Origin of the sequence: Streptomyces sp. BI87 (genome assembly GCF_025957665.1) — a bacterium.
Classification (GTDB): domain Bacteria; phylum Actinomycetota; class Actinomycetes; order Streptomycetales; family Streptomycetaceae; genus Streptomyces; species Streptomyces albidoflavus.
The window spans coordinates 6,393,359-6,415,868 of record NZ_CP110079.1 but is presented as its reverse complement, the minus strand read 5'-3'; the positions used below and the strand labels follow the sequence as shown (position 1 = coordinate 6,415,868).

General features: G+C 74.0%; 19 protein-coding genes and 1 pseudogene. 10 read left to right on the top strand and 10 right to left on the bottom strand.

The features are described from left to right. The first annotated feature begins 2 nt into the window (after nucleotides 1-2). The 6 genes and pseudogenes from OIM89_RS28780 (at nucleotide 3) to OIM89_RS28755 (ending at nucleotide 5,146) form a co-directional block, all read left to right on the top strand. Nucleotides 3-702 (top strand): annotated as a pseudogene (locus OIM89_RS28780) (phosphonatase-like hydrolase). Beyond that, complete coding sequence (locus tag OIM89_RS28775) at nucleotides 699-1,793, top strand: ABC transporter ATP-binding protein (protein ID WP_264491736.1); 1,095 nt, start codon at nucleotides 699-701, stop codon at nucleotides 1,791-1,793. The pseudogene OIM89_RS28780 and the gene OIM89_RS28775 overlap by 4 nt, the downstream one beginning before the upstream one ends. Then, nucleotides 1,786-2,658 carry a 2-aminoethylphosphonate ABC transporter permease subunit gene (locus tag OIM89_RS28770; RefSeq protein ID WP_247861563.1) on the top strand — a complete coding sequence of 291 codons (873 nt, stop codon included), beginning with the start codon at nucleotides 1,786-1,788 and terminating at the stop codon, nucleotides 2,656-2,658. The genes OIM89_RS28775 and OIM89_RS28770 overlap by 8 nt, the downstream gene beginning before the upstream one ends. Next, entirely contained in the window at nucleotides 2,645-3,442 is a 798-nt protein-coding gene (locus tag OIM89_RS28765; protein ID WP_030697419.1) for an ABC transporter permease, read from the top strand. The genes OIM89_RS28770 and OIM89_RS28765 overlap by 14 nt, the downstream gene beginning before the upstream one ends. A 58-nt stretch (nucleotides 3,443-3,500) precedes the next feature. Further along, complete coding sequence (locus OIM89_RS28760) at nucleotides 3,501-4,568, top strand: 2-aminoethylphosphonate ABC transporter substrate-binding protein (RefSeq protein ID WP_264491735.1); 1,068 nt, start codon at nucleotides 3,501-3,503, stop codon at nucleotides 4,566-4,568. Nucleotides 4,569-4,654: 86 nt separating this feature from the next. Beyond that, entirely contained in the window at nucleotides 4,655-5,146 is a 492-nt protein-coding gene (locus tag OIM89_RS28755; protein ID WP_030697417.1) for a hypothetical protein, read from the top strand. 16 nt (nucleotides 5,147-5,162) lie between these two features. Here the strand turns inward: OIM89_RS28755 and OIM89_RS28750 are convergent, their stop codons facing one another. Genes OIM89_RS28750 through OIM89_RS28730 form a run of 5 tightly spaced genes read right to left on the bottom strand, consistent with a single transcriptional unit; the run spans nucleotide 5,163 to nucleotide 12,804 of the window. Continuing rightward, entirely contained in the window at nucleotides 5,163-6,449 is a 1,287-nt protein-coding gene (locus tag OIM89_RS28750) for a nitrate/nitrite transporter (RefSeq protein ID WP_226964934.1), read from the bottom strand. A 40-nt stretch (nucleotides 6,450-6,489) separates the two neighbouring features. Continuing rightward, a complete protein-coding gene (gene nirD / locus OIM89_RS28745) occupies nucleotides 6,490-6,867 on the bottom strand; it encodes a nitrite reductase small subunit NirD (protein WP_047467554.1) in 378 nt (125 codons plus the stop codon). After that, entirely contained in the window at nucleotides 6,864-9,479 is a 2,616-nt protein-coding gene (nirB, locus tag OIM89_RS28740; RefSeq protein WP_264491734.1) for a nitrite reductase large subunit NirB, read from the bottom strand. The genes nirD and nirB overlap by 4 nt, the downstream gene beginning before the upstream one ends. Next, nucleotides 9,476-10,711: an NAD(P)/FAD-dependent oxidoreductase gene (locus OIM89_RS28735; RefSeq protein WP_264491733.1), complete on the bottom strand. Its 1,236-nt coding sequence runs from the start codon at nucleotides 10,709-10,711 to the stop codon at nucleotides 9,476-9,478. Before OIM89_RS28735 ends, nirB begins: the two co-directional genes overlap by 4 nt. After that, nucleotides 10,708-12,804, bottom strand: coding sequence for a molybdopterin oxidoreductase family protein (locus OIM89_RS28730; RefSeq protein ID WP_030697412.1), 2,097 nt, complete (start codon nucleotides 12,802-12,804; stop codon nucleotides 10,708-10,710). The genes OIM89_RS28735 and OIM89_RS28730 overlap by 4 nt, the downstream gene beginning before the upstream one ends. A gap of 191 nt (nucleotides 12,805-12,995) precedes the next feature. Here OIM89_RS28730 and OIM89_RS28725 point away from each other — a divergent pair, with 191 nt between their 5' ends. Then, nucleotides 12,996-14,150, top strand: a complete 1,155-nt coding sequence (locus tag OIM89_RS28725) for a uroporphyrinogen-III synthase (protein WP_264491732.1) — start codon at nucleotides 12,996-12,998, stop codon at nucleotides 14,148-14,150. After that, a complete protein-coding gene (locus OIM89_RS28720; RefSeq protein ID WP_264296892.1) occupies nucleotides 14,147-14,911 on the top strand; it encodes a sirohydrochlorin chelatase in 765 nt (254 codons plus the stop codon). Before OIM89_RS28725 ends, OIM89_RS28720 begins: the two co-directional genes overlap by 4 nt. Nucleotides 14,912-15,113: 202 nt before the next feature. Here the strand turns inward: OIM89_RS28720 and OIM89_RS28715 are convergent, their stop codons facing one another. From OIM89_RS28715 to OIM89_RS28695, 5 genes are all read right to left on the bottom strand, one after another. Then, entirely contained in the window at nucleotides 15,114-15,695 is a 582-nt protein-coding gene (locus tag OIM89_RS28715) for a hypothetical protein (RefSeq protein ID WP_264491731.1), read from the bottom strand. 60 nt (nucleotides 15,696-15,755) lie between these two features. After that, on the bottom strand, nucleotides 15,756-17,114 hold the full coding sequence (locus tag OIM89_RS28710; RefSeq protein ID WP_319802332.1) for a PE-PGRS family protein: 1,359 nt from the start codon (nucleotides 17,112-17,114) through the stop codon (nucleotides 15,756-15,758). Nucleotides 17,115-17,320: 206 nt separating this feature from the next. Continuing rightward, nucleotides 17,321-18,217, bottom strand: coding sequence for a sucrase ferredoxin (locus tag OIM89_RS28705; RefSeq protein WP_226964937.1), 897 nt, complete (start codon nucleotides 18,215-18,217; stop codon nucleotides 17,321-17,323). Further along, nucleotides 18,210-19,430: a cupin domain-containing protein gene (locus tag OIM89_RS28700; protein WP_264491729.1), complete on the bottom strand. Its 1,221-nt coding sequence runs from the start codon at nucleotides 19,428-19,430 to the stop codon at nucleotides 18,210-18,212. The genes OIM89_RS28705 and OIM89_RS28700 overlap by 8 nt, the downstream gene beginning before the upstream one ends. Beyond that, nucleotides 19,427-19,828, bottom strand: coding sequence for a hypothetical protein (locus OIM89_RS28695; protein WP_047140679.1), 402 nt, complete (start codon nucleotides 19,826-19,828; stop codon nucleotides 19,427-19,429). The genes OIM89_RS28700 and OIM89_RS28695 overlap by 4 nt, the downstream gene beginning before the upstream one ends. A 373-nt stretch (nucleotides 19,829-20,201) precedes the next feature. Here OIM89_RS28695 and OIM89_RS28690 point away from each other — a divergent pair, with 373 nt between their 5' ends. Together OIM89_RS28690 and OIM89_RS28685 are read left to right on the top strand one after the other, a co-directional pair. Then, nucleotides 20,202-21,503: an MFS transporter gene (locus OIM89_RS28690; RefSeq protein ID WP_151170255.1), complete on the top strand. Its 1,302-nt coding sequence runs from the start codon at nucleotides 20,202-20,204 to the stop codon at nucleotides 21,501-21,503. A 150-nt stretch (nucleotides 21,504-21,653) separates the two neighbouring features. After that, nucleotides 21,654-22,496, top strand: a complete 843-nt coding sequence (locus OIM89_RS28685; protein ID WP_030697404.1) for an MIP/aquaporin family protein — start codon at nucleotides 21,654-21,656, stop codon at nucleotides 22,494-22,496. Nucleotides 22,497-22,510 lie beyond the last annotated feature (14 nt).

The window sequence follows — 22,510 nt, the reverse complement described above, 5'->3', positions numbered from 1 at the left end:
AGATGACCACGCACACCCCTTACCGACTCGTCGTCCTGGACATGGCCGGGACCACCGTCGCCGACGGCGGCCTGGTCGAGGAGGCGTTCTCCGCCGCGGCCGCGCGGCTCGGCGTGGAGCCGGGCACCGCCGAGCACGCCGCCCACCTCGACCACGTCCGCGCCACCATGGGCGAGTCGAAGATCTCCGTCTTCCGCCACCTCTTCGGCGACGCGGAACGCGCCCGCCTCGCCAACACCGCCTTCGAGGAGGCGTACGCCGCCCGCGTGGGCGAGGGGCGGGTCACCGCGCTGCCGGGGGCCCGAGCGGCGGTCGAGGAGCTGCGGGCGGCGGGCCGCACCGTCGTCCTGACCACCGGTTTCGCGCGCGTCACCCAGGACGCCATCCCTGGACGCGCTGGGCTGGCGGGAGCTGGTGGAGTTGACGCTCTGCCCGGCCGACGCGGGCGGCCGGGGCCGCCCCCACCCGGACATGGTCCTCGCCGCCTTCCTGCGCACCGGCGCCGTGGACGACGTACGCCAGGTGGCCGTGGCCGGCGACACCTCGTACGACATGCTGAGCGGGGTGCGGGCAGGCGCCGGTGTCGTCGCCGGGGTCCTGACGGGGGCGCACGACCGGGAGCAGCTGGCCGGGCACGGCGCCACCCACGTCCTCGGCTCCGTCGCCGAGCTGCCGGGCCTGCTCGCCGGGGCGGAAGCATGACGGGCGCGGCGGCCGGTATCCGCTTCGACCAGGTCACCGTCGCCTACGGCGAGCAGGTGGTCCTCGACCGGCTCGACCTGAGCGTGGAGCCGGGCGAGGTGATGGCGCTGCTCGGGCCGTCCGGCTCGGGCAAGACCACCGCGCTGCGCGCCGTCGCCGGGTTCGTCCGGCCCGCCTCGGGGCGGGTCCACCTCGGCGGCCGCGACGTGACCGGGCTGCCGCCGCACCGGCGCGGCATCGGCATGGTGGTCCAGCAGTACGCGCTCTTCCCGCACCTGCGGGTCGAGGAGAACGTCGCCTTCGGCCTGCGGGCCCGCAAGGTCCCCAAGGCCGAGACCCGCGAGCGGGTCACCGAGGCCCTCACCCAGGTCGGCATGGAGGCGTACGCCCGCCGCCACCCGCGCGAACTCTCCGGCGGACAGCAACAGCGGGTCGCCATCGCCCGGGCCCTCGCCATCCGCCCCTCGGTCCTGCTGCTCGACGAACCGCTCTCGGCGCTCGACGCGCAGCTGCGCTCCGGAATGCTCGCCGAACTGGCGCGCCTGCACCGAGAGTTGCCCGAGGTCTCCATCCTGTACGTCACCCACGACCAGGTGGAGGCGCTGACCCTGGCCGACCGGATCGCCGTCATGGACCGGGCCCGGCTCCAGGACTGCGGCACCCCCGAGGAGCTGTACCGGCGCCCGCGCACCGAGTTCACCGCCTCGTTCGTCGGCAACGCCAACCTGCTGCCGGTCCGCGTCGGCGTACGGGAGGGCACGGTCGACCTCGCCGGGCACACCCTGTCGGTGGCGACCGGCGGCGCGGCCCGGGGCTCGGCCGCCACCCTGTGCCTGCGTCCGCACCTGGTCGGGCTGGGCGAAGGGCCCAACGCCCTGCGCGGCACCCTCGCCGACCTCCAGTGGCGGGGCTCGACCCACCGCCTGCGGGTCGACGTGGACGGCCAGGCGGTCCTCGCCGACCTGCGGGAACTGCGCGACCCGCCCGCCCTGGGCTCCCCGGTGACGCTGCACTTCGCGGCCGAGGACGCCGTCCTGCTCGCCGCCGCCGCGCCGGTCGCGGCCGCCGCCCCGGGAGGTGCCGGTGTCTAGCGTCTCCGCCGCGCCGGCACTCCGTGAGGTCCCGCGCCCCCGCTCCGGCGCTCCGGGGTGGGTGTGGGTCCTCCCCCCGGTGGCCCTCCTCGCCTGCGTCTTCCTCTACCCGCTGGTGCTTGTCGTCCAGCAGTCCGTCACCCCGGACGAGGGCGGTACCTCGCTCGCCCCGTACGCCGAGGTGCTGGCCTCGGCCTCCTTCCGGCAGGCGCTGACCACCACGGTCTGGCTGGCGCTCGGCTCCACCGCCGGCTGCCTGGTCCTCGGTCTCGTCCTCGCCCTGGTCATCGCCTTCGTCCCGTTCCCCGGCGCGAAGGCCGTCGCCAAGTTCGTCGACGTCTTCCTCTCCTTCCCGTCCTTCCTGATCACCCTGGCGTTGCTCTTCGTCTACGGCAACGCCGGGATGGCCAACGGCATCTGGACGGGCGTCACCGGCGGGGCCGAGGGGCCGTTCCACTTCCTGACCACGCCGTGGGGGGTGCTGCTCGCCGAGATCACGTACTTCACGCCGTTCGTGATGCGCCCGCTGCTCGCCGCCTTCTCGCAGCTCGACACCGCCCAGCTGGAGGTGGCCTCCTCGCTCGGGGCGCGGCCCGCGCGGATCGTCCGCCGGGTGATCCTGCCGGAGGCGCTGCCCGCGCTGGCGGCGGGCGGGAGTCTGGTCCTGGTGCTCTGCCTCAACGAGTTCGGCATCGTCCTGTTCACCGGCGCCAAGGACGTCACGACCCTGCCGATGCTGGTCTACAGCAAGGCGATCCTGGAGTCCGACTATCCGGCCGCCTGCGTCGTCGCCGTCGTCAACATCGCCCTCTCCGTGGGCCTCTACGGCCTGTACCGGGTGGTGAGCTGTCGTGCTGGTGCATAGCCGGGCCGCGCGGCTGGCCGCGCAGCTCCTCTTCTTCCTGCTCTTCCTGCCCCTCTTCGCGCTGCCGCTGCTGGTCGTCGTCGCCGCCTCGCTGGCCACCCACTGGTCCGGCGCCTTCCCCTCCGGCCCCACCCTGCGGCACTACACCGCCGCCACCAGCGGCGATGCGCTGGCGGCGCTCACCACCAGCCTGGTCACCGCGGTCACGGCCAGTCTCCTCGCGCTGCTCGCCGGCGGCTGGGCCGCGCTGGCCGCCGCCCGGCTGGGGCGGCGCGGCAGGCGGCTGCTGGACGCACTCTTCGTGCTGCCCGTGGCGGTGCCGTCGGTGGTGGTGGGCCTGTCGGTGCTGGTCGCCTTCAGTCAGCCGCCGGTGCTGCTCAACGGCACGCGCTGGATCGTGATCCTCGCCCACACCGTGCTCGTCACCGCCTTCGCCTACCAGTCGGTCTCGGCGGCACTGGCCCGCCTCGACCCGGCGTACGAACAGGCGGCGGCCAGCCTCGGCGCCCGCCCGGCCTACGTCCTGTGGCGGATCAGGCTGCCGCTGCTGCTGCCCTCGCTCACCGGCGCGGCCGGGCTCTGCTTCGCCCTGTCCATGGGCGAGCTGAGCGCCACGATGATGCTCTACCCGCCCGACTGGACGCCGCTGCCGGTGCAGATCTTCGCCGCCACCGACCGGGGCTCCCTCTTCACCGGCGCGGCGGTGGCCACGGTCCTGATGGCCACCACCCTCCTGGTCCTGCTCGCGGTCTCCCGCGTACGCAACCGCGCCTCGTACCGCTGAACCCTCCCCCCTTTTCCCTTCCCCGCTCGCACCACCCCTTCAGGAGAGCCGGACACCCATGCGCACTTCCCTCAGGTCCTTCAGGTCCCTCACGGCAGCCGCCGGCTGCCTCGTCCTCACCGGAGCCCTCGCGGCCTGCGGCGGCGCCTCGGACGCCGCCGACGCCAAGACCGTGACCGTCTACAGCGCCGACGGCCTCAAGGGCGACGGCGGCGACGGCTGGTACGACAAGGTCTTCGCCGACTTCGAGAAGGAGACCGGCATCGGGGTCGCCTACGTCGAGGGCGGCTCGGGCGAGATGGTCCAGCGCGCCCTGCGCGAGAAGTCCAACCCGCAGGCGGACGTGCTGGTCACGCTGCCGCCCTTCATCCAGCAGGCCGACACCAGGGGACTGCTGAAGCCGTACCGGCCTGCGGGCTCGGAGCAGGTCGGCGAGGCGGGCAAGGCGGCGAACGGCGCCTGGACCACCGTGGTCGACAACTACTTCGGCTTCATCTACGACAAGAGCCGGCTGAAGACCCCGCCCACCTCCTGGGAGGACCTGCTCGCCCCGGCCTACAAGGAGAAGGTCCAGTACTCCACGCCGGGTGTCGCGGGCGACGGCACCGCCGTCCTCATCAAGGCGATGCACGACTTCGGCGGCGAGAAGCCCGCGATGGCGTACCTGAAGAAGCTCCAGACCAACAACGTCGGCCCGTCCGCCTCCACCGGCAAGCTCGCCCCCAAGGTCGACAAGGGCGAACTCCTGGCCGCCAACGGCGACGTGCAGATGAACTTCGCCCAGTCGAAGGAGATGCCCCACCTCGGCATCTGGTTCCCGGCCAAGGGGGACGGCCCGGCCACCACCTTCGCCCTGCCCTACGCCGCCGGCCTGGTCGAGGGCGCTCCGCGCTCGGAGAACGGCAAGAAGCTCCTCGACTTCCTCCTCTCCGAGCGCGCCCAGCGGGACGTCAGCGCCGTCGGCGGCGGCTTCGCGGCACGCGAGGACGTCGAGGCGACCGACCCCAACGCCGTGGCCCTGTCCCGGCTGATGGAGGGCGTCGAGATCTTCACCCCGGACTGGGCCGCCGTCGGGGAGAACCTCGACCGCCACGTCGACGCCTGGAAGTCGGCCACCGGCAGCTGACCCCGCGGCCGGCCCTCCCGGCATGCGCGCAAAGCCGGTAATGCGGCAGGTTTCAGACAGGCCGGTGACCGGGAACCCCCTCGGGCATGCTGCGAAACCTTGTCCGAGGCCTCATCGCCGGCGCCGCCGGCACCACCGTGCTGGACGCCGTGACCTACGCCGACATGGCCTACCGGGGAAGAGGCTCCAGCGGAGCCCCCGGGGAGGTCGTCGAGCGGCTGGCCGAGGACACCGGGCACCCGGTCCCCGGCGAGGGCTCCACCCGGACCCACCGGCTCACCGGCCTCGGCGCCCTGGCGGGCATCGCCGCGGGCTGTGGCACGGGGGCCGCCGTCGCCGTCCTGCACGGCGCGGGCCTGCGTCTGCCGTGGTGGGTGGGCGGGCCCCTCACCGGCGCCCTCGCCATGGCTGCCGCCGACCTCCCGATGGCGGGGACGAAGGTCAGCGATCCGCGGACCTGGTCGGCCAAGGACTGGGCCTCGGACATCGTCCCGCACCTCGCGTACGGGCTGGTGACCTACGCCGTGGCGACGTGCGGGCAGGACCGGGCCCCGGAGCGGTGCCGCTCCGGGGCCTGATGTCCACGGCCCGGCCTCAGGTGCCCGGGCGGGCGTACACCTTCCAGGTCACGGCGCCGCACAGGACGTAGACCGCGAGGAAGGCGGCGTACGCGAGGTCGCCGTCGCCGGAGGTCAGGAAGGACTGGCGGAAGGCGACGTTGACCAGGACCCCGCCGAAGGCTCCGACCGCGCCCGCGAAGCCGATGAGCGCGGAGTCCCGGGCCCGGCTCACCGGGTCCCGGGGGTCGGTGGCCGGTTCGGGGATGAGCTTGTACGTGGAGCCGTTGCCCGCACCGCTCAGCACGAAGAGGGCGCTGAAGGCGGTCACGAAGAGCGGCAGCGAGTGGGCGCGGGAGGCGAGCAGCACGAGCACCACTCCGGCGGCCATCCCGGCGAAGGTCCACAGCGTCACCCGCCCGCCGCCGAAGCGGTCCGCGAGCCTGCCGCCCCAGGGGCGCGCCAGCGAGCCGAGGAGCGGGCCGAGGAAGGTGAGGTAGGCGGCGTCCAGCGGCGTGGCGAAGGCGTCGGCGAACTGCACCTGGAGCACCTGGCCGAAGGCGAAGGAGAAGCCGATGAACGACCCGAAGGTGCCGATGTAGAGAAACGAGACGAGCCAGGTGTGGCGGCGGACGGCCAGCGCCCGCAGGGGGTACGTGGCGCGGGGCAGCCGCAGGTCGTCCATGCGCAGGGCGGCGGCGACGGCGGCCCCGGCGACGAGCGGTACGTAGAGGAGGACCAGGAGCCGGGGGTGTCCGGCGCCGGCCGTGGCGAGGACGGCTAGCCCGGCGAGCTGGACGGCGGGGACGCCGAGGTTGCCGCCGCCCGCGTTGACGCCGAGGGCCCAGCCCTTGAGGTGCTGCGGGTAGAGGGCGTTGACGTTGGCCATGGAGGAGGCGAAGTTGCCGCCGCCGAAGCCGCCGAGGGCGGCGCACAGGAGCAGGGTGGAGTAGGAGACCCCTGGTTCGAGGAGGGCCGCGGTGGTCAGCACCGGGATCAGCAGGAGCAGGGCGCTCACCACCGTCCAGAGCCGCCCGCCGAAGACCGCCACGGCGCTCGCGTACGGCACTCGCAGGCAGGCGCCGACGGCGGTGGGCAGGGCGGTCAGCAGGAACTTGCCGGCCGCGTCCACCCCGTACTCCGGGCCGAGGAAGAGGACGAGGACCGACCACAGGCTCCACACCGAGAAGCCGACGTGCTCGGAGAAGACGGACCAGACGAGGTTGCGGCGGGCGGTCCTGGCACCGGTCGCGGCCCAGAAGACGGGGTCCTCGGGGTTCCAGGTGCCGGACGGGGTGGGGGGCGGGCGCAGGGAGGTGGTCATGGCGGGCCTTTCGGAGACTGCGGAGCTCGGTGGCGGAGGGTCAGGCGGGGCCGGTGCCGGTGCGCACCGGCCAGACCCGCAGCCGAGCGGGCGCGCCCTCGGGCCCGCCCTCCTCGTCCAGGCACTCCCCCGTGCGGAGGTCGAAGGCCTGCTTGTACATGGGGGAGGCGACGACGGGGACACCGGCACGGCTGCCGAGCAGGCCCCGAGCCATGACGTAGGCGCCGCTGAACGGGTCGCGGTGGTCGAGGGCGTACAGCCGGCCCGCGGTGTCGCGGTAGAGGGCGATCTGCTCGGTGCCGAGGAGGACGGGGACGCCTCGGCCGGGGGTCAGTTCCTCGTAGGGGACGACGGGGACCCAGGCGGTGCCGTCGTGGATCTCGACGAGGGTGCGGACGGGGTCGGTGGGCGCGGTCATCGGCGGGCCTCCTGGACGGGGCGGGCGACGGGGGTGAGCGGGATCAGGACGCGGGTGCCGGGCGGGCCGTCGAGGGGGCTGCCGGGCTCGCCGGGGCGGGCGGGGCGGACCTGGCCGCGCTCGGGGACGAAGGTGACCGTGGGGTCGGGCACGTCGGGGGCGTTGGCGAAGGAGGTGAAGCGGCGCAGGCGTTCGGGGTCGGCGAGGACGCCGGCCCACTCGTCGGCGTAGTGGGCGACGTGGCGTTCCATGAGGGCGTCGAGGTCGGCGGCGATGCCGAGTCTGTCCTCCAGGACGACGGCGCGGACGTGGTCGAGGCCGCCGTCGAGGCGTTCCAGCCAGGCGGAGGTGCGCTCCAGGCGGTCGGCGGTGCGGATGTAGAACATCAGGAAGCGGTCGATGGCGCGGATGAGCGCGGTCTCGTCGAGGTCGGTGGCGAGCAGGTCGGCGTGGCGCGGCGTGGCGCCGCCGTTGCCGCCGACGTAGAGGTTCCAGCCGGTGGAGGTGGCGATGATCCCGAAGTCCTTGCCGCGGGCCTCGGCGCACTCGCGGGCGCAGCCGGAGACGGCGGACTTGAGCTTGTGCGGGGCGCGCAGGCCCCGGTAGCGCAGTTCCAGGGCGATGGCGAGGGCGGTGGAGTCCTGGACGCCGTAGCGGCACCAGGTCTCGCCGACGCAGGACTTCACGGTGCGCAGCGCCTTGCCGTAGGCGTGGCCGGACTCGAAGCCGGCGTCGACCAGGCGCCGCCAGACGGCGGGGAGCTGGTCGACGCGGGCGCCGAGGAGGTCGATCCGCTGGCCGCCGGTGATCTTGGTGTAGAGGCCGAAGTCGCGGGCGACCTCGCCGAGGGTGATGAGCTGGGCGGGGGTGATCTCACCGCCGGGCACGCGGGGGACGACGGAGTACGAGCCGTTGCGCTGGAGGTTGGCGAGGTGGTGGTCGTTGGTGTCCTGGAGGGCGGCCTGTTCGCCGTCGAGGACGTGGCCGGGCTCCAGGGTGGCGAGGATCGAGGCGACGACGGGTTTGCAGATGTCGCAGCCCTCGCCGGTGCCGTGGGCGGCGAGGAGGCCGGTGAAGGTGGTGAGGCCGGTGACGCGGAGGATCTCGTACAGCTCGGCGCGGGTCTGCGGGAAGTGTTCGCACAGGCCCCGGGCGGGTTCGACGCCCTGTTCGGCAAGGCTCTCCTTGACCAGCCCGGCCAGGGCGGAGACGCAACTGCCGCAGCCGGTACCGGCCTTGGTGCACCGCTTCACCCCGGCGACGTCGGTCAGCCCCTGGGTGCGGACGGCCTCGCGGACGGCGCCGCCGGTGACGTGGTGGCAGGAGCAGACGACGGCGGAGTCGGGCAGGGCGGGGGCCGGCTCGTCGCCCTGGGCACTTGCGGGCAGGACGAGCCGTTCGGCGGGGACGGTCAGCGGTTCGCCGGCCAGGGTGAGGGCGCGCAGGGTGCCGTACGCCTCGGTGTCCCCGACGAGGACGCCGCCGGTCAGGGCGTTGTCGGGGCCGACGAGGAGTTTCTTGTAGACGCCGGCGCGGGTGTCGCGGTAGGTGACCTCCTGGACGCCCTCGGCGGTGCCGTGCGGGTCGCCGAAGCCGGCCACGTCGACACCGAGGAGTTTGAGCTTGGTGGAGAGGTCGGCGCCGGTGAAGGAGGCGTCGGTGCCGCAGAGTTGACGCGCGGCGGTCTCGGCCATCGCGTAGCCGGGGGCGACCAGGCCGTAGACGCGTCCGTCGGCGGCCTGGGCGCACTCGCCGATCGCCCAGACGTGCGGGTCCCCGGTGCGGCAGGTGGCGTCGACGACGATGCCGCCGCGTTCCCCCACCGGCAGTCCGGCGGTGCGGGCGAGCTGGTCGCGGGCGCGGACCCCGGCGGCGAAGACCACCAGTCCGGCCGTCAGGACGGTGTCGTCGGAGAGGACGGCGGCGGCCACCCGGCCGTCGGCTCCGGCGCGGACGGCGGAGGTGGCGGTGCCGGTGTGGACGGCGACGCCGAGTTCCTCGATGCGGGTACGGAGCAGGGCGCCGCCACCGTCGTCGACCTGGAGGGCCATCAGGCGCGGCGCGAACTCGACGACGTGCGTGGTCAGTCCGAGCCCCTTGAGCGCCCCGGCGGCCTCCAGGCCCAGCAGTCCGCCGCCGACGACGACGCCCGCCTCGGCCCGGGCGGCATCGGCGCGGATGGCCTCCAGGTCCTCGATGGTGCGGTAGACGTGGCAGCCGGGGAGGTCGTGGCCGGGCACGGGCGGCACGAAGGGCACCGATCCGGTGGCGAGGACCAGGGCGTCGTACGGCAGGACGCGGCCGGCGGCGCTGGTGACGGTGCGGGCGGTCCGGTCGAGGGCGACGGCCGGGTCCCCGAGGTGCAGGGTGATGCCGTGCCGCTCCAGGAAGCCTTCGGGGCACAGGCCGAGCCCGTCCCCGCTGGCGCTGTCGAACCAGCTGGTGAGGTGGACGCGGTCGTAGGCGGGGCGGGGTTCCTCAGCGAGGACGGTGATGTGCCAGGCGTCGGCGCCGGGCTGTTCGGTGAGAGCTTCCAGGAAGCGCTGGCCGACCATGCCGTGGCCGACGAGGACCAGTTCGCGGCGTGCGGGGGTGCGGCGGGAGGGGGTCATGGCGTTGCCTCTCGAAGGGCGGTACGGGCGGGCGCGGGCGGGGCGAGGAGCAGGGAGAGCGGGTCGGGGCCGACCGGGCGGCCTTCGAGCCAGGCGCGGCTGAGCGTCCCGGCGGTGGCGAGGTCCCCGACGAGGGCGCCGCCGAGGAGGCGGTCGCCGCGCAGGACGAGCCGGCGGTAGGTGCCGCGGGTGGCGTCGCCGAGGCAGAGGACGTCGGCGTCGGCCGGGGCCTCGCCGACGCCGAACGCGGCGTACTCCAGCGGCCCGGCGGTGAGCCGGGCCAGCGTGCGGGTACCGGTCCAGCGGGCGTCGGGGTCGGCGCCGGAGAGCCGCCGGGCCAGCAGGTCGGCCTGGTCCCAGGCGGGGGCGGCGAGGCCGTGGACGGTGCCCCGGTGCTCGGCGCAGTCGCCGATGGCGTACGTGCCGGGGGCGCAGGCGAGGGTGTCGTCGACCTGGATGCCGCGGCCCACGGGCAGTCGCGCGCTGTGGGCGAGGCCGGTGCGGGGGCGGACCCCGCAGGCGAGGACGACGAGGTCGGCGTCGAGGCGGCGGCCGGTGGCGAGGGTGACGCCGGCGACCCGGTCCTCGCCGTCGAGGGCGCGGGCCCGGTTGACCGGGCAGGTCTCGACGCCGAGGCGTACCAGGGCCTGCCGTACGGCGTGGGCGGCGCCCTCGTCGAGGTGGCGTTCGAGCAGGTGCGGGCCCTGGTGGACGATCTCCACGGGCAGGCCGAGCGCGGCGAGGGCGCGGGCCGCGCTGACGCCGAGGACGCCGCCGCCGACGACGACGGCGCGGTGGGCGGTGGCGGCGTCGGCGGCGAGGCGGGCGCAGTCGGCGAGGGAGCGCAGGGCGTGCAGTCCGGTGCGCCAGGAGCCGTCGGCGGCGAAGAGGCCGCGCAGGGGCGGCAGGACGGGGTTGGCGCCGGTGGCGAGGACGAGGTCGTCGTAGTGGGCGCGGTCGCCGTCGGCCAGGGTGAGGGTGCGAGCGGCGGTGTCGAGGGCGACGACCTCGCTGCCGGTGCGCAGCCGGGCCGCGCCGACGGGGAGCGCGAGGTCGGCGGGGCGGTGCCGGCCGGTGAGCACGTCGGCGATCAGGGCGCGGTTGTAGGGGGCTTCGGGTTCGCCGCCGTAGAGGGTGACTTCGGTGTCCGCCCCGAGGGCTTCGAGTTGCTGGGCGAGGCGGGCGGCGGCCATGCCGGCGCCGACGACGGCGAGGGTGCGGGGCGCGCTCACGGCCGGGCCTCCCCGGCGGGCGGGGCCTTCTCCACGCGTACCGCGCAGACCTTGAACTCCGGCATGCGCGAGACGGGGTCGAGGGCGGCGTGGGTGAGGGAGTTGGCGCGGCCCTCGCCCGGCCAGTGGAAGGGCATGAAGACGGTGTCGGGGCGGATGGCCTTGGTGAGGCGGGCCGGTGCGGTGGCGGTACCGCGCCGGCTGGTGACGAGGAGGAGGTCGCCGTCGCCCGCACCGAGGGTGTCGGCGAGCTCGGGGTGGAGTTCGACGTACGGTCCCGGGTCGGCGGCGGTCAGGGCGGCGACGCGGCGGGTCTGGGCGCCGCTCTGGTAGTGGTGGACGGTGCGTCCGGTGGTCAGCCGGGTCGGGTAGGCGCTGTCGGGCTCCTCGGCGGAGGGGCGGTGGGTCGGGGCGGCGAAGCGGGCGCGTCCGTCGGGGTGGGCGAAGCGGTCGAGGAAGAGGCGCGGTGTACCGGGGTGGCCGGGGTCAGGGCAGGGCCAGTGGAGGCCGGGTTCGCCGGTGAGCCGGTCGTAGCTGATGCCGGCGTAGTCGGCGGGGGCGCCGGCAGTGGCGCGGCGCAGTTCGGTGAAGACCTCCTCGGCGTCCTCGGGGAAGCCGTGCGGGTGGCCGAGACGGGCGGCGAGGGAGTGCAGCACGTGCAGGTCGGTGCGGACGCCCGGCGGCGGGGCGAGGGCGGCGCGGCGCAGCAGGACGCGGCCCTCCAGGTTGGTGAGGGTGCCGGTCTCCTCGGCCCACTGGGCGACGGGCAGCACGACATCGGCCAGGCGGGCGGTCTCGGAGAGGACGAAGTCGCAGACGACGAGGTGGTCGAGGGTTTGCAGCCGCCGGGTGACGTGCCCGGCGTCGGGGGCGGAGACGACCGGGTTGGAGCCCATGACCAGCAGCGTCCGTACACCGCCGGGCCGGCCGGCGCGGTCGAGGAGTTCGTAGGCCGAGGTGCCGGAGCGGGGCAGGTGCCCGGGGTCGACGCCCCACACGGCGGCGACGGCGGCCCGGTCGGCGGGGTCCTCCAGCGACCGGTAGCCGGGCAACTGGTCGGCCTTCTGGCCGTGTTCGCGCCCGCCCTGGCCGTTGCCCTGCCCGGTGAGGCAGCCGTAGCCGCTGTACGGGCGCCCGGCCCGGCCGGTGGCGAGGCAGAGGTCGATCCAGGCGCCGACGGTGGCCGTGCCCTTGCTCTGCTGCTCGGGCCCCCGGGCGGTGAGGACCATCCCGTGCGGGCGGGCGGTGAAGAGGCGTACGGCCTCGCGCTGGGCGGGGACGGGGACGCCGGTGAGGGCTTCGACGCGTTCGGGCCAGTGGGCCATGGCGGTGGCCCGCGCGGCCTCGAAGCCGGTGGTGCGGGCGGCGACGAACTCCTCGTCGACGTGGCCGTCGGCGACCACCAGGTGGAGCAGGCCCAGTGCGAGGGCCAGGTCGGTGCCGGGCAGCGGCTGGAGGTGGAGGTCGGCGAGTTCCGCGGTGCGGGTGCGGCGCGGGTCGACGACGATCAGGGTCCCGCCGTTCTCCCGCAGTTCCCGCAGGTGGCGGACGGCCGGCGGCATCGTCTCGGCCGGGTTGGAGCCGACCAGGATGACGCAGCCGGTGCGCGGGATGTCGGCCAGCGGGAAGGGCAGCCCCCGGTCGAGCCCGAAGGCGGCGCGGGAGGCGGCGGCGGCCGAGGACATGCAGAAGCGGCCGTTGTAGTCGATGGCGGCGGAGCCGAGGGCCACCCGTGCGAACTTGCCGAGCAGGTACGCCTTCTCGTTGGTGAGCCCACCGCCGCCGAAGACGCCCGCGGCGTCCGGGCCGTACGTCTCGGCGGCCCGGCGCATCGCCTCCGCCGTCCGGTCGAGCGCCTCGCTCCAGGTGGCGGGGCGCAGCCCGCCCGCCGCGTCCCGGACGAGGGGTTCGGTGAGGCGGGCGGCGGGGGCCAGGAGGGCGGCGGCCGACTGCCCCTTCCCGCAGAGCGCTCCGCGGTTGACGGGGAACTCCTCGCGCCCGGTGATCCGGGGCGGCTCGCCCGCCGCGCCGGGAGCCAGCCGCATGCCGCACTGGAGGGCGCAGTACGGGCAGTGGGTGTCGGTCGTGGTCATGGGCCCGAGCCTGGGGCGGCGCGGTTTCGCGGCGGGTGCGCGGCCGTTGCGCCTCCGCTACGGCTCCCGCACAGCCTCCGGGCGGGCCGGTGCGCTCGGCGACATCTTCCGTAACACGGCTGCCCGCCCTGGTAACCGGCCCGTGACGGCCGGGCAACTGCCGGGAAACCGCGCCCGTCGAGCCTGCCCGGATGAAGGCCGGGACGAGGGAGACGGCCGCCGCGCTCACCGGATTCACGGTGGGTGTCACGGCGGCCCGCAGACGCGAGGAACTGACCGCACTGCTGCGGCGGCGCGGCGCCAGGGTGGTGGAGGCGCCGGCGCTGCGCATCGTGCCGCTGGAGAACGACGCGGAACTGCGCGCGGCCACCGAACGGTGCCTGGCCGCGCCGCTGGACTACGTGGTGGCGACGACCGGGGTGGGCTGGCGCGGCTGGATGAGCGCGGCCGAGGGCTGGGGCCACGGCTCCGCCCTCACCGCCGCCTGCCGTGCGGCCCAGGTCCTCTCACGCGGGCCGAAGGCGACGGGCGCGGTCCGCGCCAGCGGCATCACCGAGGCGTACGCCCCCGCGTCGGAGGCGGTGGACGAGCTACGGGACCACCTGCTCGCCCAGGAACTGACCGGCCGCCGGATCGCGGTCCAGGAGCACGGCACGCCGCTGCCGGGCCTGGTGGCGGCCTTGCGGGAGCGGGGCGCGGAGGTGGTGGAGGTCCCCGTCTACCGCTGGGCGCCGCCCGCCGACCCCGAACCGGCGCGGCGGCTCGCGGAGTACACCGCCCGCGGCGAGGTGCACGCCCTGCTCTTCACCTCCGCGCCCGCCATCGCCTCCTTCCTCGACGAGGCGGCGGCGGTGGGCCGGTACGACGGCGTACTGGAGCGGCTGCGGCGGGACGTACTGCCGCTCTGCGTGGGGCCGGTCTGCGCCCGGCCCTTGCTCGATGCCGGGGTGGAGCCGGTCTGGCCGGACCGCGGCAGGCTCGGCGCGATGGTGCACCTGCTGACCGCGACCCTGCCCGGCCGCGACAGCCGCGTCATCCCGGCCGGCGGCCGCCGCCTCCTGCTCCAGGGCAACGCGCTCCTCCTCGGCGACACCGCCGGCACCACCGGCGCCGAAGAGGCGGTCTGGCTGACACCCATGTCGGCGGGGGTCCTGCGGGTCCTCGCCGAGCGCCCCGGCTGGGTGGTGAGCCGCCGCGAACTGCTCCGCCGCGCCTGGTCCGGCCAGGAGGCCGACGAACACGCCGTGGAGGCCGCGGTGACCCGCCTGCGCCGCGCGCTGGGACCCCACGCGGGCCTGGTACGCACCGTCCCCAAACGCGGCTACCGACTGGAGACCGACCGATGACCCCGACGGACCACGCACCTGCGGCCCCCACCCTGCTCGCCCTCGCCCACGGCACCCGCGACCAGGAAGGCATCCGCGTGGTACGGGAGTTGACCGCCCGGGTACGGGGCCTGCGACCGGGCACACGCGTGGAACTGGCCTGGCTGGGCCTGGTGGAGCCGACGGTGAGCCAGGCCCTCGCCCGCCTCCCCGGCCCCGTCGTCGCGGTCCCCCTGCTCCTGGCCCGCGGCTACCACGTCCGCACCGACATCCCCGCCCTGCTGACCGGCCCGGACGCCGCCCGCGTACGCGTGGCCCCCGCCCTCGGCCCCTCGCCCCGCCTCGCCGAGGCGGCCGCCGCCCAACTGGCCCGCGCGGGCCGTCCTCCCGGCCCCACCCCGGTCGTCCTGGCCGCGGCCGGCTCCACCGACCCCCGCGCCCGGGCCGACACCCACCACTCGGCCCACCTCCTCGCCACCCACCTGAACGCCCCGGTGACCCCCGCCTTCCTCGGCGGCACGGGGCCCGACCCGGCAGACGCCGTGACCACCTGGCACTCCCACGGCCACACCGACGTGGCCGTAGCAGCCCACCTCCTGGCACCGGGCTTCTTCCTGGACCGGCTACGGGGGACGGGCGCACGCTGGGTCGGCGGGGCACTGGGCCGGCGGGAGCCGGTGGCGGAGCTGGTGTGGGAGCGGTATGACGCGGGGTGCGGGGGTGGGGTGCCGCCGGGCAGGCGGACTGCCGCTAGTCAATTCTGTCGAACAGTTGGCACATGAGGGCGAAAAGGGATAAAAGCTCCACCGTGACCGGGCCGAATGCGCCGAGGCCCCCCTCAGCCCTGCCTTGTCACCGCCCCGCCCGCCTTCACTCCCATATTCCATCACCTCACATGCCCACGAACCGCACTCACCCGCCGTCGTCGGCCAGCACTCCGTTCGAGTCCCCCTCGGCGCAGCTCAGTCACGTCTCCAACAGCAGCTATTCCGCTGTGTCCGAAAGGTGGTGCATGAGCGCGAACGGAGAGGAGAGGGCAGCCCCTGACAAGGTGAGGGCATCGGTGTCCACCTCCTCCAGGACGATGGCAATGGCCAGGTCCACAGGGTCAACCGGCCCCACGGCCTCCCCGTTGCGGCACATACCGACCGACGGAATGAAGTCGCCAAGCTCCAGAGTGATGCGTACACCGTCCCGGACCAGGGAATTCGGCTTGCCCATGCCATCCGAGGAGTAGATGTACTCCCGCCCGTCGTAAGAAATACGCAAAGCCCGGTCCTGCTTGCGCACGGCTCGACTGTTGAACCGCAGTCCCACAGGGCGCGCATCGAGGGTTAGTTCCGCCTTGGCCAGAGAAGGCTGACTGTTTCTGCGCTTACCTCGAAATACCGTCACCGGGAAGCTGGGGCCGCTCAGCCGAACGGAATCCATCCCCCTCTCCGCACGCCGATAGACCTTGGCGTGCTCGACGATGACGTACCCGAAGCGCCCCACCGCCCCTTGAAGCCCTTCCTTGGCGTCCCGGGCATTACCGCCATTCTCATAAGCTGCCAGTTCGAACTTCACTACACCGCTCCCATATTCCATGCCCTATCGCTTTCGGCAGTCGCCCAGGCGTCGTCGCCGCTAGTCGAACGGATTGAGGGAGATGGCGAGCCTCTTGGCATCGTCTGCGATTTCCCCACCAACCTCACTCGCCTTCTCCCCCACCCAGTCAACAGCGCCACCTGCACCCCTCTTCACATCGTCCCAATGCTCCACGACCTTCACCCCCCCGTAGACGACACCAGTCCCCACCGCGAGCCCGACGGTCACCGGGTTGGGGGCGACCGTCGCCAACGTCAGGGAGGCGTTGAAACCAGTCTCCGCGTAGTTGGCCAGGTACCCGGGCTTGCTCTTCTTCCACTCCCTTTCATGATCCATGGTCGCGATGTCGGCAACAGAGAAGCCCGTTGCGACCGCAGACCCGACGACGCCCGATGCTCGCCACGCTCCCGCGGCCTTCACCGCAGCACGGAGCCCCCCGCTTCGCCCGATCTTCCACAGACTGGCCTGTGCCGCTCGTTTCACTTCCTGACCCGAGTGAGTCAGACCGCCATGCAGCGCGGCCACCTCGTCGGACCCCGCAAAGAAGTTGAGCAACTGGTTGGGTGTGGTGCGCAGCCACCTGGCGTCCATCAATCGGTTGCCGCGGGCGGAGTCCCAAACGCGCCCCCAGCGGTCACCCAGAATTCCGGAGGTCAACGGAACATCAGCGACCATCTGGTATGCCGGGCTTCCGGCAGCCATGTTGCCGAGTTGGCCAGGAAGCCAGCTACCAGGCGCGGACAGGGAGCGGATGGGCGGGGTGTACTTCTGAAGGAACACACCCGCACGACGGACGAAGAAGCTGCGCCCGGATGCCGTCCAGCGGTCCTCCAAACGGGCTTTCAGCGGGCCAAGCTTGCCGATTTTCACCGAGTTTCCCAACTGCACGTTGGCAATGGAGAACCCGCTCCCCACCACGGTCTGCGCCGCAGCCGCCACGTTCAAGGCATCCCCGCCGATCTTGATGAACTCGACAAGTGACGGCTCGTGAAGGTTCACCCCCGGAACCTGCACCAGGGCATGTGCTTCGAGCCGTGCGATCCAGTCGCCGAACATCTCGCCCTTCCGTCGCCCCAGCTTTTTCGCTTCGGGGGCGTCGCTCGCGGCGACCGAGTTGGCCAGCAGGAAGGTCTCCGGGGTGATCTTCGGGCCGTACTTCTCCAACTCCTTGGGGGTGGCGCCCACGAGCAGCAGCCCGGCTGTCGGGTCGCCGTGCTCCAGGCGCAGGCGGAGTGCGCGCATGCGGAGGTCCTTGGCCTGGTCGCGGGTCCAGGGGCGCAGGGGTTTCAGGGGGGCCAGGTGGCCGGTCACGCCGAGTTGCGCGGCGCGGGTGAAGGCCTCGTCCAGGCGGTCCGCCAGGCCGTCGCGGCCGTCGAGGAGTTTCGCCAGGTGTTCCAAGTCCCCAGGGTTTGCCATCCGTAACGTCATGCGCCATGCCTTTCCCCCTAGCGGATATCCGCCGAGGATGTTAGGGCCTCACAGGAATGAGACGGCGCAGTTCGAACAGTGTTCGCGTACATCGGGGAAGCCCTCACGGGGCGGGAGGGCTGGCACGCCGAAAGCCCGAAGAAACGTTTGCTACTGGGAAGTTGCGGTTGGGGAGGTCAGCTCCAGCGCAGCGAAGTGGCCTCGTAGACGACCGTCGAGCTTCTGGCCAGGCCGCGGCAGGTCAGTTGACGTGGGGGTGTGCGGTGGGAGTGGACCTCCACGTCGAGGGTGGCCGGGCGTGGGGGGCGGCCGGTGAGGTGGACGTGCCAGTGGTCGTCGAGGCGGGTGGTGGCGGTGACGGTCCAGGCGTGGCGGCCTGCGGGGCCGAAGTGGTGGAGGGCGGCGGTGACCGCCACCTGCTGGGCGGGTACCAGGTCGGTGTAGCCGCGCAGGTGGTTGGCGTGGATGCGGTCGGCAAGGTGTTCCTCGACCGTGGTGACGGCGGTGGCGGCGTCGAGGCCGCCGTAGTAGACGCCGTCGGGCAGGGCGACCACGTTGGCGGCGAAGCGGTCGCCGCCGACGTGGGTCGACTCCCAGACGAGTTCGGGGTGCACTTGGCTCAGGGCGCGGGCCGCGGGCCGGCCGCGCACGGCGCAGCAGGTGTCGTGCAGGCCGTGGGCGCAGACGAGGACGACGGGCGGCAGGCCCGGCTCGCCAGGGGCGGCCAGGGCGGCGACGATTCCGGCCAGTTCCTCGTCGCGGGTCCAGGTCCCCCACTGCTGGCGGTGGGCGCCGGAGCCGGCGTACCGCAGGACGGCCCAGCGGCGCGGGCCGCCGAGCGTGCGGCGGCCGTGGCGGCGGATCAGGAGGATGCGGGCCTTGACCGACTGGGCGGCGGCGAACACCAGGGCCTTGACGCCCGGTTCGAGGTCGAGGCCGTCGAAGCCGTTGGGGGGCCAGCCGCCCGGGTACTCGATGAGGACCCAGACGAGACCGAAGGGAGCGGTCCCGGCGAGCGGGTCGCCGCGGCGGCGTGCCGCGTCGGCGCAGAAGAAGCGGGGGAGGTCAGTCACCGTCTGCGGCGGGCTCGTCGGAGGGGACCAGGACACCCGCCCGCAGCAGGCGCGCGACGAGCGCGACGCCCAGGTCGGCGGCGCGGTGGGGCGCGCCGTCGAGCAGGCGGGCCACGGCGGGGAGTTCGGCGTCCGGGAAGTCGAGCCAGCCGGCCCGGGTGGTGAGACGGGCGCCCTCCAGCCGGGGCGCGAGCGCCCCGCGCAGCCGTACGACAGTGTCGGGGCCGAGCGTGTCGACGGCCGCGAGCTGGGCCAGCGGTCCCAGTGGTGCGGGTCTGCCCTGCGCGCGCCGGGCCCGGTGGAAGAGGGGGGCGGGGTCGGCCTGGGCCAGGGCGGCGGTGAGGCTTTCGCGGACCAGGTCCAGGTCGGCGCCGGGCCCGTCCACGCCGAGCGGGAGCGTCGCGCGCATCGCGGGGTCCTCGCGCAGGGTGGCGAGGGCGGCCTGGGCGAGTTGTTCGGCCAGCGCGTACCGCGTCCAGGTGTGGATGCCCAGGGTCAGGTGGACCGAGACGGCGCCCTGCGCCTGGGCGGCGTGCAGCCAGCCGCGCGGGAGGTACAGGACGTCGCCGGGTGCGAGCACCACGTCGAGGTACGGCTCGCTCGCGGCGGCCTCGGCTACGGCCAAGCGGCGGTCGGTCCAGGGCTGGTCGCGGAGCGGGTCGGGATGCACGGGCCGGTGGACGAGCCAGCGCTTGGTGCCCTCGATCTGGAGGACGAAGACGTCGTGGACGTCGTAGTGGTCGTCGAAGCCGCGGTTCTGCGGCGGGGTGACGTAGGCGTTGGCCTGTACGGGGTGGCCCAGTTCCGTGCTGAGCCCGGCGCAGAACTGGGCGACCGGCTCCCAGGTGCGGTGGAGCGCCTGGAGGACGAGGGTGGCGCCGTCGGCGAACTGGCGCCACAGGGCGGTGTCGTCGAGCTGGTCGGCGATGGTGGCGCCGACGCCGGCGGGCGAGGTGAAGGCGGTGTCGGGGAGCGTGGCCCCGTTCCTGGCGACGCGGAGGAAGGGGGTACGCAGTCCCCGGCGGGCGATCAGTTCGTCGACGGCGGCGGCGGAGAAGAGGCCGGAGAAGTCTCCGGCCCGGCGGTTGAGCAGGGCGGTGCGGGCCCAGAAGTCGCGGGCGAACTCCTCGCGGCTCAGGCCCGTCAGACGCGCTTCGAGGACCCCGGGGCCGGTGGCGCCGGGGTCCTCGTGTGCGGTCCGGAGGGTGGTCAACGGCCCCGGCCGGGCCCGTCGGCGCTGCCGTCGGCTCCACCGTCGTGCACGCCGGGCGTACCGGCCGCACCGCCGTCCGCCGGTCCTTCCGCGCCGCCGTCGGCACCACCGTCGTGGACACCCGGCGTGCCCGCCGCACCGCCGTCCGCGGGTCCTTCCGCGGCGCCGTCGGCTCCGCCGTCGTGCACCCCGGGCGTACCGGCCGCGCCACCGTCGGCCGGCCCTTCCGCGCCACCGTCGGCACCACCGTCGTGGACACCGGGGGTACCCGCAGCACCGCCGTCCGCGGGACCCTCGGCGGCGCCGTCGGCACCACCGTCGTGGACACCCGGCGTGCCGGCCGCGCCACCGTCCGCGGGGCCTTCCTGCTGGTTCGGGTCCTGCTCGGGGTTGCTCATCTTTCCTCCCGCGCGTCGTGGGGCTGGGCGTCCGTACCGGCGCCCAGGCGTGGGGCAGCGTCATCCCCTCGGCACCGCCCGAATCAGCGTACCGCTATGGGATGAATGTCACGATTTGAGGAGCGGACGCCCGGGAGCGGGCCTGCCCGGATCACTACATCGAGTGTCCCGATCCATCGATTGCGGCAGCGGCGGGCACGCTTCTACAGTGCACCCTGCAAGTAAGCCTTGCCTAAGTTGCTCGCTCCGGCTGCGCGCAGCCACTCCACGACGACCGCCCTGTGGCCGGGCGTGGGTGAACCGGCACCTTCGGCCCCAGCACCTCGTGGAGTACCGCCATGTCCCCGTCCCGCCCGCGTGAAGGCGGCCGCCCGTGAAGTCCACGTTCGCGGCCGTCCTGCCCGACCTCTCCCCCTGGCGCTCCTCCCGTGACTTCCGGCTGCTCTGGGGGCAGGGCCTCATCACCTTCTTCGGTTCCACCATGGCGCTGGTCGCGCTGCCGCTCCAGATCAAGGAGCTGACCGGATCGCCGCTGGCCGTGGGGGCGATGGGCGCGGTCGAGCTGGTCCCGCTGGTCGTCTTCGGGCTGTACGGCGGGGCGCTGGCGGACGCCGTGGACCGGGCGCGGGTCATCGTGTCGACCGAGGCGGGGCTCGGGCTGCTGGCGCTGATCCTGCTGGTCAACTCGATGCTGCCGGAGCCGATGCTGTGGCCGCTGTACGTGGTCGCGGCGGGCGTGGCCGCGCTGGCGGGGCTGCAACGGCCCGCGCTGGACTCCCTGCTGGCCCGGATCGTGCCGCACGAGCAGCTGGCCGCGGCGGCCGCGCTCAACGCGCTGCGCTGGCAGGCCGGGGCCATCGCCGGCCCCGCCGCTGCCGGGCTGGTCGTCGCGTACGCGGGCAACGTCCCCGCGTACGCCACCACGGTGGCCTGCTTCGCCGTGTCGGTGCTGATGTGCCTGCGGCTCTCCCCGGCCCCGCCCTCCGAGAACGCCGCGAAGCCCTCGCTCAGAGGGATCGCGGAGGGGGCGCGCTACGCCTGGTCGCGGCCGGTGCTGCTGGGGACGTACGCGATCGATCTGGCGGCGATGTTCTTCGCCTTCCCGAACACGATCTTCCCCTTCCTCGCCGACGAGCTGGACGCCGACTGGTCGCTGGGCCTGATGTACGCGGCCGGGTCGGTGGGCTCCCTGCTGGTGAGCCTGACCAGCGGCTGGGCCTCGCGGACGCGGCGGCACGGGCTGCTCGTCGTCTTCGGTGCCACCGGCTGGGGGCTGGCCATCGCGGCGGCGGGGTGGATGTCGGACGTCTGGCTGGTACTGGTCTGCCTGGCGCTGGCCGGAGCGGGCGACATGCTGAGCGGACTGGGCCGCTCCACCATCTGGAACCAGACCATCCCCGACGAACTCCGCGGCCGGCTGGCCGGGATCGAGGTCCTCTCCTACAGTATCGGCCCCCAGCTCGGCCAGGTGCGGGCCGGTGCGATGGCCGGCTGGACCGGCGCCCGCCCGGCCGTCTGGACCGGCGGCCTCGCCTGCGTCGTCTCGGTGGGCCTGCTCACCGCCGCCCTGCCCAAGCTCGTCACGTACGACGCGCGCACCGACGAGGACGCCCGGCGCCGCCGCGAGGCGCACACCCCGAAGGCCGCCGGCGAGGAGGTGCCGGACGCCACCTGAGGCGGGCGCCCGGGGCCGCTCCCGGACCGCCGAACCACCCGTCTGCCACGCCTGGTTCGTCCTGGTGTGCGGGGTTCGGCCCGGAAACATAGCCTGCTCGCACTGCTCGGGATGTCGAGTGCCGGCCCAGCCGGCGGAGGGCGAGCTTCCATGGCTGAGCCACGCGCGAAGTCGGGACTGTTGAAGGAGATGTCGGCGGAGTTCGCCGGCACGATGATCCTCATCCTCTTCGGATGCGGTGTGGTGGCCCAGGTGGCCGCGGGCGAACTGACCGACCCGCCCGGCGGCCTCGGCGACCACGACAGCATCTCGTGGGCGTGGGGCCTGGGTGTCACCCTGGGCGTCTACGTGGCGGCGCGGCTGAGCGGCGCCCACCTGAACCCCGCGGTCACCGTGGCGCTCGCCGCGTTCCGGGGCTTCTCCTGGGCCAAGGTGCTGCCCTACGCGCTGGCGCAGACGGCCGGCGCCTTCGTCGCGGCCCTGCTGGTGCGCTGGAACTACAGCGAGGCGCTGGCCAAGGTCGACCCCGGCCACACCGTCAAGACCCAGACCGTCTTCTCCACCCTGCCGGCCAACGGCAACCCGGCACTGCCGGTGTACGAGTGGGGCGCGTTCCGCGACCAGGTGATCGGCACCGCGATCCTGCTGCTGCTCATCATGGCGGTCACCGACATGCTCAACACGGCGCCGGCCGCCAACATGGGTCCTTTCATCACGGGCCTCATCGTCGTCGGCATCGGCATGGCGTGGGGCACCAACGCGGGCTACGCGATCAACCCGGCCCGCGACTTCGGCCCGAGGCTCGCCAGCTTCCTCACCGGGTACGGCGGGGCGTGGCGAGATCAGTACGGGAATCTCTACTTCTGGGTGCCCATCCTGGGCCCGCTGGTCGGCGGTCTGCTCGGAGCGGGTCTGTACAAGTTCTTCGTCGGACGGCTCCTGCCCACCGAACTCCCCGAGCCCCCCGGGCGCGCCCCGCGCTCCCAGAGCTGACGGCACCAGCCGGA

Coding starts and splice junctions, on each gene's coding strand:
- OIM89_RS28775 (WP_264491736.1), top strand. CDS start 699: ATGACGGGCGCGGCGGCCGGTATCCGCTTCGACCAGGTCACCGTCGCC.
- OIM89_RS28760 (WP_264491735.1), top strand. CDS start 3,501: ATGCGCACTTCCCTCAGGTCCTTCAGGTCCCTCACGGCAGCCGCCGGC.
- OIM89_RS28755 (WP_030697417.1), top strand. CDS start 4,655: ATGCTGCGAAACCTTGTCCGAGGCCTCATCGCCGGCGCCGCCGGCACC.
- OIM89_RS28750 (WP_226964934.1), bottom strand. CDS start 6,449: ATGACCACCTCCCTGCGCCCGCCCCCCACCCCGTCCGGCACCTGGAAC.
- nirD (WP_047467554.1), bottom strand. CDS start 6,867: ATGACCGCGCCCACCGACCCCGTCCGCACCCTCGTCGAGATCCACGAC.
- nirB (WP_264491734.1), bottom strand. CDS start 9,479: ATGACCCCCTCCCGCCGCACCCCCGCACGCCGCGAACTGGTCCTCGTC.
- OIM89_RS28730 (WP_030697412.1), bottom strand. CDS start 12,804: ATGACCACGACCGACACCCACTGCCCGTACTGCGCCCTCCAGTGCGGC.
- OIM89_RS28725 (WP_264491732.1), top strand. CDS start 12,996: ATGAAGGCCGGGACGAGGGAGACGGCCGCCGCGCTCACCGGATTCACG.
- OIM89_RS28720 (WP_264296892.1), top strand. CDS start 14,147: ATGACCCCGACGGACCACGCACCTGCGGCCCCCACCCTGCTCGCCCTC.
- OIM89_RS28695 (WP_047140679.1), bottom strand. CDS start 19,828: ATGAGCAACCCCGAGCAGGACCCGAACCAGCAGGAAGGCCCCGCGGAC.
- OIM89_RS28685 (WP_030697404.1), top strand. CDS start 21,654: ATGGCTGAGCCACGCGCGAAGTCGGGACTGTTGAAGGAGATGTCGGCG.